Source organism: Gottfriedia acidiceleris (assembly GCF_023115465.1).
Lineage (GTDB): Bacteria > Bacillota > Bacilli > Bacillales > Bacillaceae_G > Gottfriedia > Gottfriedia acidiceleris_B.
In genome coordinates, this window is sequence record NZ_CP096034.1 from 3052808 (window position 1) to 3068822 (window position 16015).

Annotated in this window: 12 protein-coding genes; all 12 read right to left on the minus strand. The window is 34.0% G+C overall.

Annotated features, from left to right (window positions below; translation table 11 throughout):
• Positions 1 to 202 precede the first annotated feature (202 nt).
• The gene (gene infB / locus MY490_RS14500) at positions 203 to 2380 is read right to left on the minus strand and encodes a translation initiation factor IF-2 (protein WP_248266358.1); all 2178 of its coding nucleotides are present in this window, start codon (positions 2378 to 2380) and stop codon (positions 203 to 205) included.
• Between the two features lie 23 nt (positions 2381 to 2403).
• A complete protein-coding gene (locus tag MY490_RS14505) occupies positions 2404 to 2703 on the minus strand; it encodes a YlxQ family RNA-binding protein (protein ID WP_025568541.1) in 300 nt (99 codons plus the stop codon).
• Complete coding sequence (gene rnpM / locus MY490_RS14510) at positions 2700 to 2969, minus strand: RNase P modulator RnpM (RefSeq protein WP_248266359.1); 270 nt, start codon at positions 2967 to 2969, stop codon at positions 2700 to 2702. The genes MY490_RS14505 and rnpM overlap by 4 nt, the downstream gene beginning before the upstream one ends.
• 8 nt (positions 2970 to 2977) lie before the next feature.
• Complete coding sequence (gene nusA, locus MY490_RS14515) at positions 2978 to 4102, minus strand: transcription termination factor NusA (protein ID WP_025568539.1); 1125 nt, start codon at positions 4100 to 4102, stop codon at positions 2978 to 2980.
• A 17-nt stretch (positions 4103 to 4119) separates the two neighbouring features.
• Positions 4120 to 4593 (minus strand): ribosome maturation factor RimP, encoded by a 474-nt coding sequence (rimP, locus tag MY490_RS14520; protein WP_097975469.1) that lies wholly within the window; start codon positions 4591 to 4593, stop codon positions 4120 to 4122.
• A 242-nt stretch (positions 4594 to 4835) separates the two neighbouring features.
• Positions 4836 to 9146 carry a PolC-type DNA polymerase III gene (locus tag MY490_RS14525; RefSeq protein ID WP_248266360.1) on the minus strand — a complete coding sequence of 1437 codons (4311 nt, stop codon included), beginning with the start codon at positions 9144 to 9146 and terminating at the stop codon, positions 4836 to 4838.
• Between the two features lie 123 nt (positions 9147 to 9269).
• A complete protein-coding gene (locus MY490_RS14530) occupies positions 9270 to 10967 on the minus strand; it encodes a proline--tRNA ligase (RefSeq protein WP_248266361.1) in 1698 nt (565 codons plus the stop codon).
• Between the two features lie 259 nt (positions 10968 to 11226).
• A complete protein-coding gene (rseP, locus tag MY490_RS14535) occupies positions 11227 to 12483 on the minus strand; it encodes an RIP metalloprotease RseP (RefSeq protein ID WP_248266362.1) in 1257 nt (418 codons plus the stop codon).
• Positions 12484 to 12496: 13 nt separating this feature from the next.
• Positions 12497 to 13648 carry a 1-deoxy-D-xylulose-5-phosphate reductoisomerase gene (dxr, locus tag MY490_RS14540; RefSeq protein WP_248266363.1) on the minus strand — a complete coding sequence of 384 codons (1152 nt, stop codon included), beginning with the start codon at positions 13646 to 13648 and terminating at the stop codon, positions 12497 to 12499.
• A 33-nt stretch (positions 13649 to 13681) separates the two neighbouring features.
• Positions 13682 to 14470 carry a phosphatidate cytidylyltransferase gene (locus tag MY490_RS14545; protein WP_248266364.1) on the minus strand — a complete coding sequence of 263 codons (789 nt, stop codon included), beginning with the start codon at positions 14468 to 14470 and terminating at the stop codon, positions 13682 to 13684.
• 17 nt (positions 14471 to 14487) lie between these two features.
• A complete protein-coding gene (locus MY490_RS14550; protein ID WP_248266365.1) occupies positions 14488 to 15267 on the minus strand; it encodes an undecaprenyl pyrophosphate synthase in 780 nt (259 codons plus the stop codon).
• 188 nt (positions 15268 to 15455) lie between these two features.
• Entirely contained in the window at positions 15456 to 16013 is a 558-nt protein-coding gene (gene frr, locus MY490_RS14555) for a ribosome recycling factor (RefSeq protein WP_248266366.1), read from the minus strand.
• Between the last annotated feature and the right edge of the window lie 2 nt (positions 16014 to 16015).

Sequence of the window (16015 nt, forward strand, 5' to 3'; positions counted from 1 at the left end):
TATTATGCTGAACTTATTCATTTGTGATAAGTCCATTATTTATTTCCAGTTCTAAATCATCATCTAAAAGAAGATAATATGATGTTTAGTACTAGAGAAGTCGCCCCCTCGAGGTCATAAGACTATGACCAGTTAAGGTTAAAAACCAACCTTATCTGGTCCTTGTCGGGGCTACGAGCAAACGCCTACCACTTTTTGTTGGTTACTTACGTTTAATTTCTTCCATTACGTAAGCTTCGATTACGTCGCCTTCTTTAATATCATTGTATTTCTCGATCGTGATACCACATTCGTAGTTTGTTGCTACTTCTTTAACGTCATCTTTGAAACGTTTTAATGTGTCTAATTGACCTTCAAAGACAACAATACCGTCACGAATTAAACGAACACCGCTGTCACGAGTGATTTTACCATCAGTTACATAACAACCAGCAATTGTACCAACTTTTGATACTTTGAATACTTGACGAACTTCTGCTTGCCCAATTACTTTTTCTTCAAACTCAGGGTCTAACATACCTTTCATCGCAGATTCAATTTCTTCAATTGCTTTGTAAATAATTCGATGTAATCGGATATCAACATTTTCTAAATCTGCAGTACGTTTTGCATTTACATCAGGACGTACGTTGAAACCAATAATAATCGCATTAGATGCAGAAGCTAAAATTACATCAGACTCAGTAATTGCACCAGCGCCTGTGTGGATGATTTTAACTTTTACACCTTCAACTTCAATTTTTTGCAATGAAGCAGCCATCGCTTCAACAGAACCTTGAACGTCTGCTTTTACAATGATGTTAATTTCTTTTACTTTACCTTCTTGAATTTGAGCAAATAAATCTTCAAGAGATAATTTTGAGCTTTCGTTACGTTGTTGAAGAACTGCTTTTGAAGCACGTGCTTCACCAACTTGACGTGCGGTTTTCTCATCAGCAAATACCATAAAACGGTCACCAGCTTGAGGCACTTCGTTTAAACCAGTAATTTCAACTGGTGTAGATGGGCCAACCTCTTTAATTCGACGACCTAAGTCATTTACCATTGCACGTACACGACCAAATGAAGTACCAACAACAATTGGATCTCCAATTTTTAATGTACCATTTTGAACTAATAAAGTTGCAACTGCACCTTTACCTTTATCTAATTCAGCTTCAATTACTGTACCTAGTGCTTTACGTGAAGGGTTAGCTTTATATTCTTCTACTTCACTAACTAAAAGAATCATTTCAAGTAACTGATCAACACCGTTACCGTTTAATGCTGAAATAGGAACAAAGATTGTGTCTCCACCCCATGCTTCTGATACAATACCGTGTTCAGTTAATTCCTGCATTACACGATCTGGGTTTGCAGATTCTTTATCCATTTTATTCACAGCAATAATAATAGGTACTTCTGCTGCTTTTGCGTGATTGATTGCTTCAACTGTTTGAGGCATAACACCGTCATCAGCTGCTACAACGATAATTGTAATATCAGTAACTTGCGCTCCACGTGCACGCATTGTAGTAAATGCTGCGTGACCAGGTGTATCTAAGAACGTAATTTTCTTTCCTTCGATTTCTACTTGGTAAGCACCGATATGTTGTGTAATTCCACCTGCTTCTCCAGCAGTAACCTTTGATTTACGAATATAGTCAAGTAAAGTAGTTTTACCATGGTCAACGTGACCCATAATCGTTACAACTGGTGGACGTTCTTGTAGACTATCTTCATCATCAGCTTCATCAATAAAGCTTTCGAAATCTGTTTCATCAACAATAACTTCCTCTTCAACTTCAACTCCGTAGTCACTTGCTAATAATTCGATCGTGTCTTTATCAAGGTCTTGGTTAATTGTTGCCATAATGCCTAACATAAATAATTTTTTAATTAATTCTGATGGTTCTTTACCTAATTTTTTTGCAAGCTCAGATACTTTTAATGAACCTGAGAATATTATTTTATTTGAGGTGTTCTCGGTTGAGTTATTTTTATGATTCATATTTTGATTGCCTTTCTTTATCCCTGTCGTTTGTCGATCTTCATTTTGACTGCTTTGCTTTTGGCTATCAGTCTTTTTCTTTTTATTACTGTTCTTTTTTGATTTTTCTTTCGTATCTTCTAATTGATAGTCTACATAATCAAGCTCTTCACTAGCTTCTACATTAAATGCAGGAATTACCTTAAAAGAAGATTTGGACACAGCTTTTTGGGGTTGTTTTATCTCTACAGACTTTGGTTGAAAACTCTTATTTAACTTTTCAACAATATCCTCTGCAATTGTGGCCATATGATTCTTTACTTCGATTTTTAAATCCTTGAGTCTTTCAATAATTTCCTTACTTGAAACATTTTGCTTTTTAGCATACTCATAAATTCTAATTTTCGTCATACGTTCACCCCCAGATTAGTCCATTAATTTAATAATGTCTGAAGTTTTGTTGCAAATCCTTGATCAGTAATTGCAACGACCACTCGAGCGTCTTTCCCAATAGCGTGCCCTAATTCAAAGCGATTTTCAACATAACAAAGTGGAGTATTGTAATAAGTTGTCTTGTCTTTTATTTTCTTCGCGGTTAAATCGGAAGCATCCTTTGACAAAATAACTAGTTTTGCTCTTTTTTGCTGGACTTCTTTTACAACTAACTCTTCGCCTGAAACCACTTTACGAGCTCTAGCTGCAAGTCCTAATAAAGACAATCCCTTATTTGTCATGCTTTTTCCTTTTCAATAAACGCTAAAAGTTCTTCATATAAACTAGCATCAATTTTAGCGTTTAATTGCTGCTCTAAAGTATTTTTTTGCTGCGCTTGTTTTACTACATCAACAGATTTTGTTAAGTAAGCTCCACGACCTGATTTTTTTCCACTTGGATCGATGGATACTTCTCCTTCTTTAGAACGAACAATTCTAATTAATTCTTTTTTTGGTTTCATTTCTTGTGTGACAACACACTTACGTAAAGGAATTTTTCGATTCATGAGTTTACTCACTCCTCATTAAAGTCGTCAGCGTAAGCATCGAAATCATCATTAGATACTGTTACTTCTTGCGCTGGTGATGTATAGTCAATACCAATTTTATCTGCATCAGACTGTGATTTAATATCAATTTTCCAACCAGTTAAACGCGCAGCTAATCTAGCATTTTGACCTCTTTTTCCAATTGCAAGAGATAATTGGTGATCTGGTACTACTACTGTAGTTGCTTTTTCTTCTTCATTTACTAAAACTCTAATAACTTGAGATGGACTTAATGCATTTGCAACAAACTCAACTGGATCTGAAGACCAACGTACAATATCAATTTTTTCACCTTTTAATTCATTAACAATTGATTGTACACGTTGACCTTTTTGACCTACACAAGCACCTACTGGATCTAAATCAGGGTTACTTGTATAAACTGAAATCTTAGAACGGTCACCTGCTTCACGGGCAACTGAACGAATTTCTACAACACCATCATAAATTTCAGGTACTTCCGTTTCGAATAAACGCTTTAATAATCCAGGGTGAGTACGTGATACAAAAATCTGTGGACCTTTTGATGTTTTTTCAACTTTTGTAACAAATACTTTAATGCGATCATGGATTCTGTATTTCTCAGTTGGAATTTGTTCTGTTACAGGAAGTACTGCTTCAATTTTACCTAAGTTAACATAAATTGCGCGTGAATCGATACGTTGAACTGTACCTGTCATCATATCTTCTTGGCGGTCAATATACTCTGAATAAATTACACCGCGTTCTGCTTCACGAACTCTTTGTGTTACTACTTGTTTAGCAGTAGTTGCAGCAACTCGTCCAAAGTCTTTAGGGGTTACTTCTAATTCAATGATATCTCCTACCATAAAGTTTGGATTATGTTGTTGCGCTTCTTCAACTGTAATTTCTAAACGTGTATCAAACACATTGCTTACTACTTCTTTTCTTGCAAAAACACGAATTGAACCATTATGTAGGTTAAAATCAACTCGAACATTTTGTGCTTGATTAAAATTACGTTTATATGCTGAAATTAAAGCTGCTTCAATCGCTTCAATTACTACATCTTTACTAATTCCTTTTTCTCTTTCAATTATTTCTAATGCTGTTAATAACTCCGAACTCATTAAATAGTACCCCCTACTTAGAAAAACGTAACGGCAAGTCTTGCGCTTGCGATTTTTGGTGTTGGAATTGTAATCATTTTTTTTCTTGTTTTAATTGTTAATTCTAACTGAACTTCCTCTGACGTATAGGAAATTAATTTCCCTTCAAATTTCTTTTCGTCAAGGATTGGTTCATAAGTTTTAATGAAAACTTGTTTTCCAATTGCTTTTATAAAATCTTGTTCTTTCTTTAAAGGACGCTCAGCACCTGGTGATGAAACATCTAAAAAATATAGGTTTTCAATTGGATCTTTTTCATCTAAGACTTCGCTTAGTCTTTCACTTACTGCAGCACATTGCTCCAAATCAATTCCAGACTCACTATCTATAAATACTCGAAGGAACCAGTCTTTTCCTTCTTTTACGTATTCTACATCAACTAACTCTAATCCTAGTTGTTCAATTATTGGTTGTGCTAATTCTGATACAACCTCTGTGACCTTCTTACTCAAGAAGTATCCTCCTTCCAAACATTACAAGATGAAAATTCCCTGCTATTTAGCAGGGAAATTATCTTTAGTATTTCCAATTTACGCAATTATTGTAACTTAAAATTCAAGTTTCACACTACGTAAGAGATGAATTGGGTCATAAGGGTAATAAGAAAGAGCAGGTTGCCCCTGCTCTTCAAGAAAAATCCCGTGCTAATTACATCTGTATCTACTATACCATAATTCCCAAGTTTTGCAAACTGTTAAAAGCCATCGAAAAGTGATAATTGGTTTTGATCAGGTAAGTTTTGTAAACAGCCTTGTTTATCTAAATACTCTAATACTGTTTTTGAAATTTTACTTCTTTGTTGTAAGTCTTCTTTCGAAAGGAATTCTCCGTCTTCTCTAGCCGTAACAATATTTTTAGCTGCATTCGTGCCTAATCCAGGAATCGAATTAAACGGTGGAATTAATTTGTTTCCATTTACTAAAAATTCATCTGCACTTGATCGATATAAATCCATTTTTTCAAATGAATAACCTCTTTCACACATTTCCAATGCTAACTCTAGTACAGTCATTAAACTTCGCTCTTTTACTGATGCATCTAATCCTTTTATCGCAATTTCTTCAATTTTAGCTTTAATCGCACTTGGACCAGCAATCATCGCTTCAATATCAAAATCTTCAGCTCGTACTGTAAAATATGCAGCATAATAAAGAATTGGATGGTGAACTTTGAAATACGCAATTCGTACTGCCATTAAAACATATGCTGCAGCGTGGGCCTTCGGGAACATGTACTTAATTTTTTTACATGAATCAATATACCAAGCAGGTACTTTTTTATTTCTCATTTCTTCTTCCCACTCTGCTGGTACGCCCTTACCTTTACGAACAGATTCCATTATTTTAAATGCTAAAGAAGGCTCTAATCCTTGATATATTAAATAAACCATGATGTCGTCACGACAACCAATTACTTCAGAAAGTGTACAAGTTCCACTATTAATTAATTCAGATGCATTTCCTAACCATACATCTGTACCATGTGATAAACCAGATATTTGAACTAGTTCTGAGAAAGTAGATGGCTTTGTATCTTCTAACATTTGACGGACGAATTTTGTTCCGAATTCAGGAATACCATAAGTACCTGTCTTACAGCCTATTTGTTCCTCTGTAACACCTAAAGGCTCTGGTCCAGCAAATATTTTCATAACTTCAGGGTCATCAGTTGGAATCGTTTTTGGATCGATTCCACTTAAGTCTTGAAGCATACGGATAACAGTTGGATCATCGTGTCCAAGAATATCTAGTTTTAACAAATTATCATGGATTGAATGGAAATCAAAATGTGTCGTTTTCCATTCAGACTTTACATCATCAGCTGGGAATTGAATCGGTGAAAAATCATAAATGTCCATATAATCTGGAACTACTATAATTCCCCCTGGATGTTGTCCAGTTGTTCTTTTTACACCTGTACATCCCATAGCTAATCGATCATATTCAGCACCACGTAAATTTAGATTATGATCATTTGCATACCCTCTTACATAACCATACGCTGTCTTGTCAGCTACAGTACCGATTGTACCTGCACGATAGACATAGTCCTCACCAAAAAGTACTTTTGTATAATTGTGAGCTGTTGGTTGATATTCGCCGCTGAAATTCAAGTCGATGTCGGGAACCTTATCTCCTTTAAATCCAAGGAAGGTTTCGAAAGGAATATCATGCCCATCTTTTTTATATGCAGTACCACATTCTGGACAATCTTTGTTCGGTAAATCGAATCCAGAACCTACTGATCCATCATTGAAAAACTCTGAGTGCTTACAATTTGGACAGACATAATGTGGTGGAAGTGGATTTACTTCCGTTATTTCTGTCATAGTCGCTACTAATGATGAACCTACAGATCCCCTTGAACCTACTAGATACCCATCATCTAATGATTTTTTTACAAGTTTATGCGAAATCAAGTAAATTACGGCAAAACCATGTCCAATAATACTTTTTAATTCTTTTTCAAGACGGGCTTCTACGATTTCTGGTAATTGCTCTCCGTAAATAGATCTTGCCATTTGATAGCTCATATCACGAACTTCATCTTCAGCACCTTCAATTTTTGGAGTATATAAGTCATCCTTAATTGGCTTAATATCTTCAATTAAACTAGCAATTTTTTGAGTATTTGTAACGACTATTTCTTTTGCTTTTTCTTCTCCTAAAAATGAAAATGCAGATAGCATCTCATTAGTTGTTCTAAAATGAACATCTGGTAATCGATGTCGATTTAATGGATTTGCTCCACCTTGTGAACCAACTAAAATTTTCCGATAAATTTGATCTTCTTTTTGTAGGTGATGAACGTTACCAGTACCAACAACAATTTTTTCTACCTTTTCAGCCATTTTTACAAGCTTTGAAATAACTTCTCTTAAATGTTGTTCATTACGAACAATTTCTAATTCTACTAAATGTAAAAGTGTCTCTGGTGGCATTACTTCGATATAATCATAAAACTCCATTAGCTTTTCTGCTTCTTCAGGAGATTTTTGAACACTTGCCTCAAAAACTTCACCTTTATCACATGCGGAGCCAACTAAAATTCCTTCGCGATGTTTCACTAATAATGATCTAGGAACTCTTGCAACTCGATGGTGATAATGGATATGAGAATATGAAACAATTTTAAACAAGTTTTTTAGTCCAGTTTCATTCGTAGCTAATAGAGTTGCATGTGATGGTCTTGCTCGTTTATATGCATCGCCTTTCCCCATGTTATTATTTAGCTCGTCATGATAATACATATCCTGCTCTGCTGCATCTTTTAGCATCTTTAGGAGTAAGTAGCCAGTGGCCTCAGCATCGTAAATCGCTCTATGATGCTGTGTTAAGTTAATATCGAATTTTTTACAAAGTGTATTTAATCGAAAGTTTTTAAAATCTGGATACAAAGTTCTAGCTAGCTCAAGCGTATCAATTACACCGTTATTTGAAATACCAATTTCATATTTTTTAAAGCCCATTTGAATAAAGCCCATATCAAATGAAGCATTATGAGCTACTAATATATCGTCACCCATCCACTCTTTAAACTCACGAAGTACCACATCAACATTAGGGGCATCTCTTACCATTTCGTCAGTAATTCCCGTCAATTCAATCGTAGTTGCAGATAGTGGATGATGAGGATTTGCAAATCGTTCAAATCGGTCAATGATTTCACCTTTATGAATCTTTACAGCAGCTAATTCGATGATCGTATCATAAACAGCAGAAAGACCTGTTGTCTCTACGTCAAATACAACATAGGTTGCTTCCTCTAATGAAATATGAGATGGATTATATGCTGTTGGTACACCATCATTTACTAGATTTATTTCAACGCCATACAGTATTTTTACACCATGTTTTTTACCTGCTCCAAATGCATCAGGGAAGGCTTGAACTACCGCATGATCTGTTATTGCAATGGCTTCATGTCCAAACTTACCTGCTTGTTTGACTAAATCACCTGCTGAAACGACTGAATCCATTTGGCTCATATGTGTATGAGCATGTAACTCAATTCTACGTTCTCCTTCTGGAGCTTCATCCTTGCGTTCATCTGGCGTAATTTCATTTATATCATTTGCAATCATGACTAAATCACGTACAAATGTATCGTTTTGTACGGATCCTCTAACTTTTACCCACATACCCTTTTTAATTTTATTTAACATTGGGATATCTTCTTTATCTCTAGAGAACATTTTAACTAGAATTGAGCTAGTGTAATCAGTTATTTTAAAGGTGATTAAGACACGGCCACTCTTAAGTTCACGAATTTCAGAATCGAATACATATCCTTGAAGAACTACTCGTTTTTCTTCTTCAATGATTGACGAGATTGTATTAATTTCAGTTTCTTTAATATAATATCCAACAACAAGAGGACCTTGAGGCTCATCTCCTTCAGCTTCTTCAGCAGCCTCTTTCTTTTCTAATTCAACAAGTACTTCCATCGCTCGCTTGCGATCTTCTTCAGCTTTTTTTTCAAGAAACTCAGTTTTTTCTTCAACATTGTCTTTGATCGTATTCTCAAAAAACAACTTTGGAAAACCTACTTTTTGATATAAATCTTGCAGCTGAGGAACATATCGATTTGTAAAAGCATTTTCTTCAATTAGACTATTTAAATGGACCATTACTTTATTATTTTCAACTGAAGGTAGAGCAGATTCAATATGCTGTAATATAGGGGATTTCGATTCAACAGATTGAATCATAAATGACCAATAATCAATTACTTTTTGTTCTTCTATTTTTGGATTTTCTGTATTAATAACGACGGATACATCTGCTATATGTTTAAAAGTTCTTAATAAACTTGTTACAAATACTTGAAATGTTGCAAAAGGTAATACATTATCTATTTTAAACGTAAACTGCCATTTTTTTTCGCTTTTATTTACTTCAAGATTTACGATTTCCCCATTTTTAAAGTACAGATCTCGCATATCTTCCGGAAATTGAAGCTGCTCTAATAATAGCTGAAACCGCTCCTGACGTGTTTGTCCCATTTTCTCACCAACCTTATTATCTAAATTGCATTATATGTGTAAAAAAATCGAAAGTACCTCTAAATGTCAGAGGTACTTTTTATTTGTGTGCGATTCCCGTTAGGTGTCGCTTCCACATTTATTTTATTTTAACATATTTATTTCATTCACAAGGTTAGAAATTTCTACTTCTTTACTAACTTGTCCATCTCTTGTTTTAAGTTCTACAATTCCTTCTGCAGCCTTTTTACCAACAACTACTCTTACAGGAATTCCGAAAAGATCAGCGTCTGCAAATTTTACACCTACCCGTTCATTTCGGTCATCTAATAATACATCTTGTCCAATCTCTTTTAGTGTTTTATAAATATCGTCTGCTAAATTTACTTGCTCTTCATTCTTTGTATTTACAGTAATAACATGTACATCAAAAGGAGCTAGGTTTTTAGGCCAAACAATACCTTTCTCGTCATTGTATTGCTCTACAATTGCAGCTAATGTACGAGATACCCCAATTCCATAGCATCCCATAATGATTGGATTCGATTTCCCATTCTCATCAAGGAATGTTGCATTCATAGACTCAGAATATTTTGTACCTAATTTAAATACATGACCTACTTCAATACCTTTTGCGAATGAAATAGTTCCTTTACCGTCTGGTGATAAGTCACCTTCTTGAATAAATCTTAAGTCTACGAAGTCTTTTACATCATAGTCTCTATTTACAGTTACGTTAATGTAGTGATAGCCTTCCTCATTTGCTCCACAGCAACCATTTACAATACCTTTAATTGCATTATCTGCTAATACTAATAAATCAGATTTTACGCCAATTGGACCTAATGATCCGATTTCACAGTTCATTAGTTCTTTTACTTCTTCTTTAGAAGCAAGCTCTACTGAATGTGCACCTAAATAGTTCTTTAATTTAATATCGTTGATTTCGTGGTCACCACGAGCAAGCACTAATACAAAATTTTCATCTGCTTTGAAAATAATTGATTTAATGCTTTTTTCAATCGGTAAGTTTAAGAATTCAATTACTTCATCGATTGTTTTTTGATTTGGCGTTTCTACTTTTTGAACTTCTTCTAATTTCTCATCAGATGGTTCGTATTTTGCCACAACTGGTGCCATTTCAATATTTGCTGCATAGCTAGATTCATTTGAAAATGCAATTGTATCTTCACCAATGTCAGATAACACCATGAATTCATGCGTATCTTTTCCACCCATCGCTCCTGAATCAGCAACAACCGCTCTGAAATTTAATCCACAACGAGTAAATACGTTGCTATAAGCCGTAAATAAACGATCATATACTTCATCCAAGCTTTCTTGTGATGCATGGAAAGAATAAGCATCTTTCATTAAAAATTCACGCCCGCGAAGTAGTCCAAAACGAGGACGTTTTTCATCACGGAATTTTGATTGTACTTGGTAAAGTGTAATCGGTAATTTTTTATATGATTTTAATTCATCACGAATAATGGAAGTAACAACTTCTTCATGTGTTGCTCCTAATGCAAATCCTCTACCGTGACGATCCCTTAAACGCATTAGTTCTGGACCAAAATTATCCCAACGACCTGATTCTTCCCATAATTCTTGGGCTTGCATTGATGGCATTAACATTTCCATCGCACCAGCATTATTCATTTCTTCTCGAACGATATTTGCGACTTTTTGAAGCACTTTATTGCCTAAAGGTAAAAAACTATATATACCAGATGCATTTTGTCTAATAAAACCTGCTCTTAATAATAATTGATGGCTTTTTATATCTGCATCTGAAGGTACTTCACGAAGAGTTGGACTATATACGATACTTTGTTTCAAAAGGATTCACCTCATATTTTTCTTTTATTCTTTTTAATAAATTTTTAAAAAAATAGATTTAGGAATTGTTTTAAAAGCTAGATGTAGCAATACAAACAACAATTTCAAAAAAAGCACTTAGCAAGATAAGAATCCGCTCCCACTTAAAACGGGCTAATTGACAAACAATATGTCACTAAGCCCGTTTTATAAGCAAGTAAGTCGCGGATTCTTTAACTCAAAATACATGAAATTACACGATTAAATTAAACAGAGCTTTTTATAAGAAAAATCTTTTAATATCATTCCAAGTTACGATGATCATTAATAACATTAATAGCGCAAATCCAATAAAGTGAACGACACCTTCTTTTTGGCGATCTATTGGACGACCTCTTAATGCTTCTATTGCAAAAAATGTTAGTCTTCCTCCATCAAGAGCTGGTAATGGTAATAAATTCATAATACCAAGATTGATACTTAAAAACGCTGCCCACTTCATTAAGTAGAAAATACCTGATTGTGCAGCTTGATCTGTTACCTGATAAATACCAACTGGACCCGAAAGATTATTAATTGAGAATTGACCAGATACTAAATGACCAACTGCTAAAACAATTTCTTTTGTCCATCCAATTGTTTCAGTTATACCATATTTAACCGAAGAAAAAACATTCTTTTCTACAGGTGCATATACACCGATTAATCCATTAACTTTATGATCGATTTCTTCTGATTTAGGAGTGATTGGAATCGAAATAACTTTGTCATTTCTTTTCACTTTAAATAATAATTCTTTACTTGGGCTTTCTCTTACAATTTTAACTACTTCTGCCCATTTTGAAACTTCTTTATGATCAATTGATAAAACAATGTCGCCTTCTTTTAGACCAGCAGCTTGTGCTGGACCTTTCGGAAGTAATTCACCAATTTTAGCATCATTTACTGGAGTACCTTGAAGTAATCCCAAAAGGATAAAAATGACTAAAGCTAGAACAAAATTCATCATTGGACCTGCAAAAATGGCAATCGCTCTTTTTCCTACTGATTTACTATTAAATTGTCGGTTATATGGAGCAATCTGGTGCCCTTGTCCTTCACTATAAATGAACGCTTTTTCATTTACATTGAATTTTGATACACCTTCAGTTCCTTCCTCAATACCAATGATTTCTAACTTATGTTCTAAATCTATTGAATCAACTTCAACAAAACGAAGATCTTGGAAACGATCAAACTGATCAACTACAATCTTAGTAACTTCCCCGATTGAGTTAAATTGTAAACCGATATGTGATCCAGGCTTTACTTGTACCATTTCTGGATCTTCTCCAGCGTAACGAACATAACCACCAAGCGGCAACAATCTTATTGTATATGTAGTTTCATTTCGATAAAATGAGAAAACCTTTGGACCAAATCCAATCGCAAATTCTCTACATAATATACCAGCACGTTTTGCAAAATATAGATGTCCTAGTTCATGAAAAAATACAAGTGCGCCAAAAATTACAACAAACGCTATAACTGTATTCATCTAATTACCACCCTTACTTTATTAGTGATGAAACGAATTGTCTTGTTTGTTCATCAATGTTACGAATTGCTTCTAATGAAGGTTTACTTATTACATTGTGTTTTTCAAGAGCGTTTTCTATTAAATTCTCAATTTGTAAGAATGATATTTTATTCTGGAGAAAAGCAGCTACCGCTTCCTCATTTGCTGCATTTAATACAGTTGGTAAACTACCGCCGACTTTTCCTGCTTGATAAGCATAATCCAGACATTTAAACCTGTTAAAATCCATTTCTTGGAAATGAAGTGTCCCAAATTTAATTAAATCTAATGGTGTATGATTATTAATTGGTTTCCTTGAAGGATAGTTTAATGCATAGGCGATCGGTACTCTCATATCAGGTGTTCCTAATTGTGCCATTACACTTCCGTCATCGAATTCAATCATAGAGTGAATAACACTTTCTCTATGAAGTACTACATCAATTTTTTCATATGGCATATTAAATAGCCAATGCGCTTCAATCACTTCTAATCCTTTATTCATCATTGTAGCTGAATCAATTGTAATCTTTGCGCCCATTGACCAATTTGGATGATTTAGTGCATCTTCAATTGTAACATCCTTTAATTGATCTCTTGTTTTATCTCTAAAGCTACCACCTGAAGCCGTGATGATTAATTTATGTATTTCATTAGGGTTTTCACCATTTAAACATTGATAGATTGCTGAATGCTCACTATCTACAGGTAAAATTAAGACACCATATTTTTCTGCTTCAGCCATTACAATATGACCTGCTGTTACTAATGTCTCTTTATTCGCAAGTGCGATTGTTTTACCATATTGGATTGCTTTCATAGTTGGAACTAAACCTACACTTCCAACAACAGCGTTAACAAGTATTGTACTGTCTTCATGGACAGCAACTTCAATAAGGCCTTCTTCACCATATAAAACTTTAGTTTTCGAGGGGATACCGAAGCTCGTCAGTTTTTCAGCCTCTTCTTTACCTGCAACTGAAACTAGTTTTGGTTTAAATTCTAAAATGATCTTATATAATTCATCAATATTTCTCCCAGCTGAACACGCGACTAATTCAAAATCATTTGATTGATTTCTAATAATATCGAGTGTTTGTATACCGATTGAACCAGTTGCTCCAAGTAAGCTGATTTTCTTCATTTTCATATGTCTCCTTAAATACAAAAACTAATACTATAACGTAAATAGTAAATAGACGATTGGCAATGTGAAAATGATACTATCAAATCTGTCTAAAATCCCACCATGACCAGGTAATAAATTCCCTGAGTCTTTAACACCGTAGTATCTTTTATATGCAGATTGTACGAGATCACCTAATTGACCAAAAATCGAAACAAGTACAGCAACTAATACTAAATATAGTATTGAATGATTTAAAGTTAACATAATCGATAAAATTACTGCAACTACAACAGCACAAATAATTCCACCTATCGAACCTTCAATCGTTTTATTAGGACTAATATCTGGCCAAAGTTTAGTTTTACCTGTGGCTTTCCCAATAAAATATGCACCTGAATCAGTTGCCCAAATTACGAATAATGGGAAGAAGAAGTATGAAATACCCATATTTCTCATCTCGTACATATAATGAAATCCGAATCCTACATATAAACTGCTTAGTACTACAAAAGAAGCATCTTCAAAAGTAAATGTATTCTTTGTAATTACCGTATATGATAAAAGTAATAGGATTAGTACAATTGAAATTTCTGTTTTACCGATTTCTACAGGAAAAATCTTATCCGATAAACTATTTGGTGTAATTGCAACCCATGTTAAGATTAATCCAAGTACTGTTTGTGCACTAAATAAATTAAACTTTTTCATTCTTATCAATTCAAAATAACCGATTGTGCCAAGTGCAAATACAAGTAATCCAAACGGCCATTTACCAAATATTACCAACCCTAGAAATAAAGCTCCAGCTATAACTCCTGTTATAATACGCTGTTTCAAGTTCGTTCACCGCTTTCTTAAATACCACCATATCTTCTTGCTCGATTTTGATATTCTTTTACCGCATCAATTAAACACTCTTCAGTAAAATCGGGCCATAAAACATCTGTAAAATATAGTTCAGAATAAGCAATTTGCCAAAGCATAAAATTACTGATCCTTAATTCACCACTTGTTCTAATTAACAAATCTGGATCTTTAAAATCACTAGTCATTAAATATCGATTAAATATGTCTTCATTAATTTCTTCTTTATTTATTTTATTATCCAATACATCTGAAGAAATCTTTTTAACTGCAGAAATAATTTCGTCTCTAGATCCATAATTTAGGGCAAAATTTAATACCATACCCGTATTATTTTTAGTTTCTTCTACTGCTCTTAATACTGCTTCTGTAGTATAGCTTGGTAATTGCTCTTTATTTCCAGTTAATCTTACCTGCACATTTTCTTCGATTAATTCAGGTAAAAATGTCCCTAGAAATTCTTGTGGTAACTTCATTAAGAATTCTACTTCAGTTTTAGGTCTTTTCCAATTCTCAGTTGAAAAAGCATATAAAGTTAACGTCTTTACACCTAATTTACTAGCAGTTCTTGCAATTTTTCGAACTACTTTCATTCCCTCATAGTGTCCCTTAACCCTTGGTAGATTCCTCTTTTGTGCCCATCTACCATTACCATCCATTATTATTGCAACATGCTCAGGAATTACTCCGTCGACCCCATTTAATTGCGAACTTGGAGGTACATTTTTCTCTTCTTTATTTCTTTTAAAAAAAGAAATTAATTTAAACATCTTTAATCCTCCGTTTAAGTATATCTAATTAAAGCATTGAGTAAAAAAACCCCCTTAAACAGAGGGTCTTTTTACTCAAAGCGCTTAGTTTATTTAATTATAATGCAATAATGAAATTATGTAATAGCATAATGTGAAAAATTCATTATTTTTCTAAGCGCTAGTAAGATATACCTTGCAATGCAGTATTAAACTTCCATTATCTCTTTTTCTTTTTCTTTTGTAATTCCATCGATTTTTTCAATATGTGAATCTGTTTGTTTTTGAATGTCTTCTACAAGACCACGTAATTCATCTTCAGTAATTTCACCATTTTTTTCTGCTTTTTTAAGATCATCATTTGCATCACGGCGGATGTTACGTACTGCAACTTTAGCATCTTCAGCAGATTTTTTAACTACTTTTACTAAATCGCGACGACGCTCTTCTGTTAATGGTGGGAAACTAATTCTGATTACAGTCCCATCATTTGAAGGGTTTAAGCCTAAGTCAGCTTTTTGAATCGCTTTATCCATATCATTAATGACTGTTTTATCGTAAGGAGTAATTAATAATAATCTTGCTTCTGGTACTGAAATATTTGCCATTTGGTTGATTGGCGTTGGAGCACCATAATATTCAACTAAAACTTTATCTAAAATAGCTGGGTTTGCACGACCAGCACGTACTGTTGCTAATTCTCTAGAGAAAGCAGAAACAGCTTTTGTCATTTTTTCTTTTGCTAAAGAAATGATTTGATTAGACATCT

Coding starts and splice junctions, on each gene's coding strand:
- infB (WP_248266358.1), bottom strand. CDS start 2,380: ATGACGAAAATTAGAATTTATGAGTATGCTAAAAAGCAAAATGTTTCA.
- MY490_RS14505 (WP_025568541.1), bottom strand. CDS start 2,703: ATGACAAATAAGGGATTGTCTTTATTAGGACTTGCAGCTAGAGCTCGT.
- rnpM (WP_248266359.1), bottom strand. CDS start 2,969: ATGAATCGAAAAATTCCTTTACGTAAGTGTGTTGTCACACAAGAAATG.
- nusA (WP_025568539.1), bottom strand. CDS start 4,102: ATGAGTTCGGAGTTATTAACAGCATTAGAAATAATTGAAAGAGAAAAA.
- MY490_RS14525 (WP_248266360.1), bottom strand. CDS start 9,146: ATGGGACAAACACGTCAGGAGCGGTTTCAGCTATTATTAGAGCAGCTT.
- rseP (WP_248266362.1), bottom strand. CDS start 12,483: ATGAATACAGTTATAGCGTTTGTTGTAATTTTTGGCGCACTTGTATTT.
- dxr (WP_248266363.1), bottom strand. CDS start 13,648: ATGAAGAAAATCAGCTTACTTGGAGCAACTGGTTCAATCGGTATACAA.
- MY490_RS14550 (WP_248266365.1), bottom strand. CDS start 15,267: ATGTTTAAATTAATTTCTTTTTTTAAAAGAAATAAAGAAGAGAAAAAT.
- frr (WP_248266366.1), bottom strand. CDS start 16,013: ATGTCTAATCAAATCATTTCTTTAGCAAAAGAAAAAATGACAAAAGCT.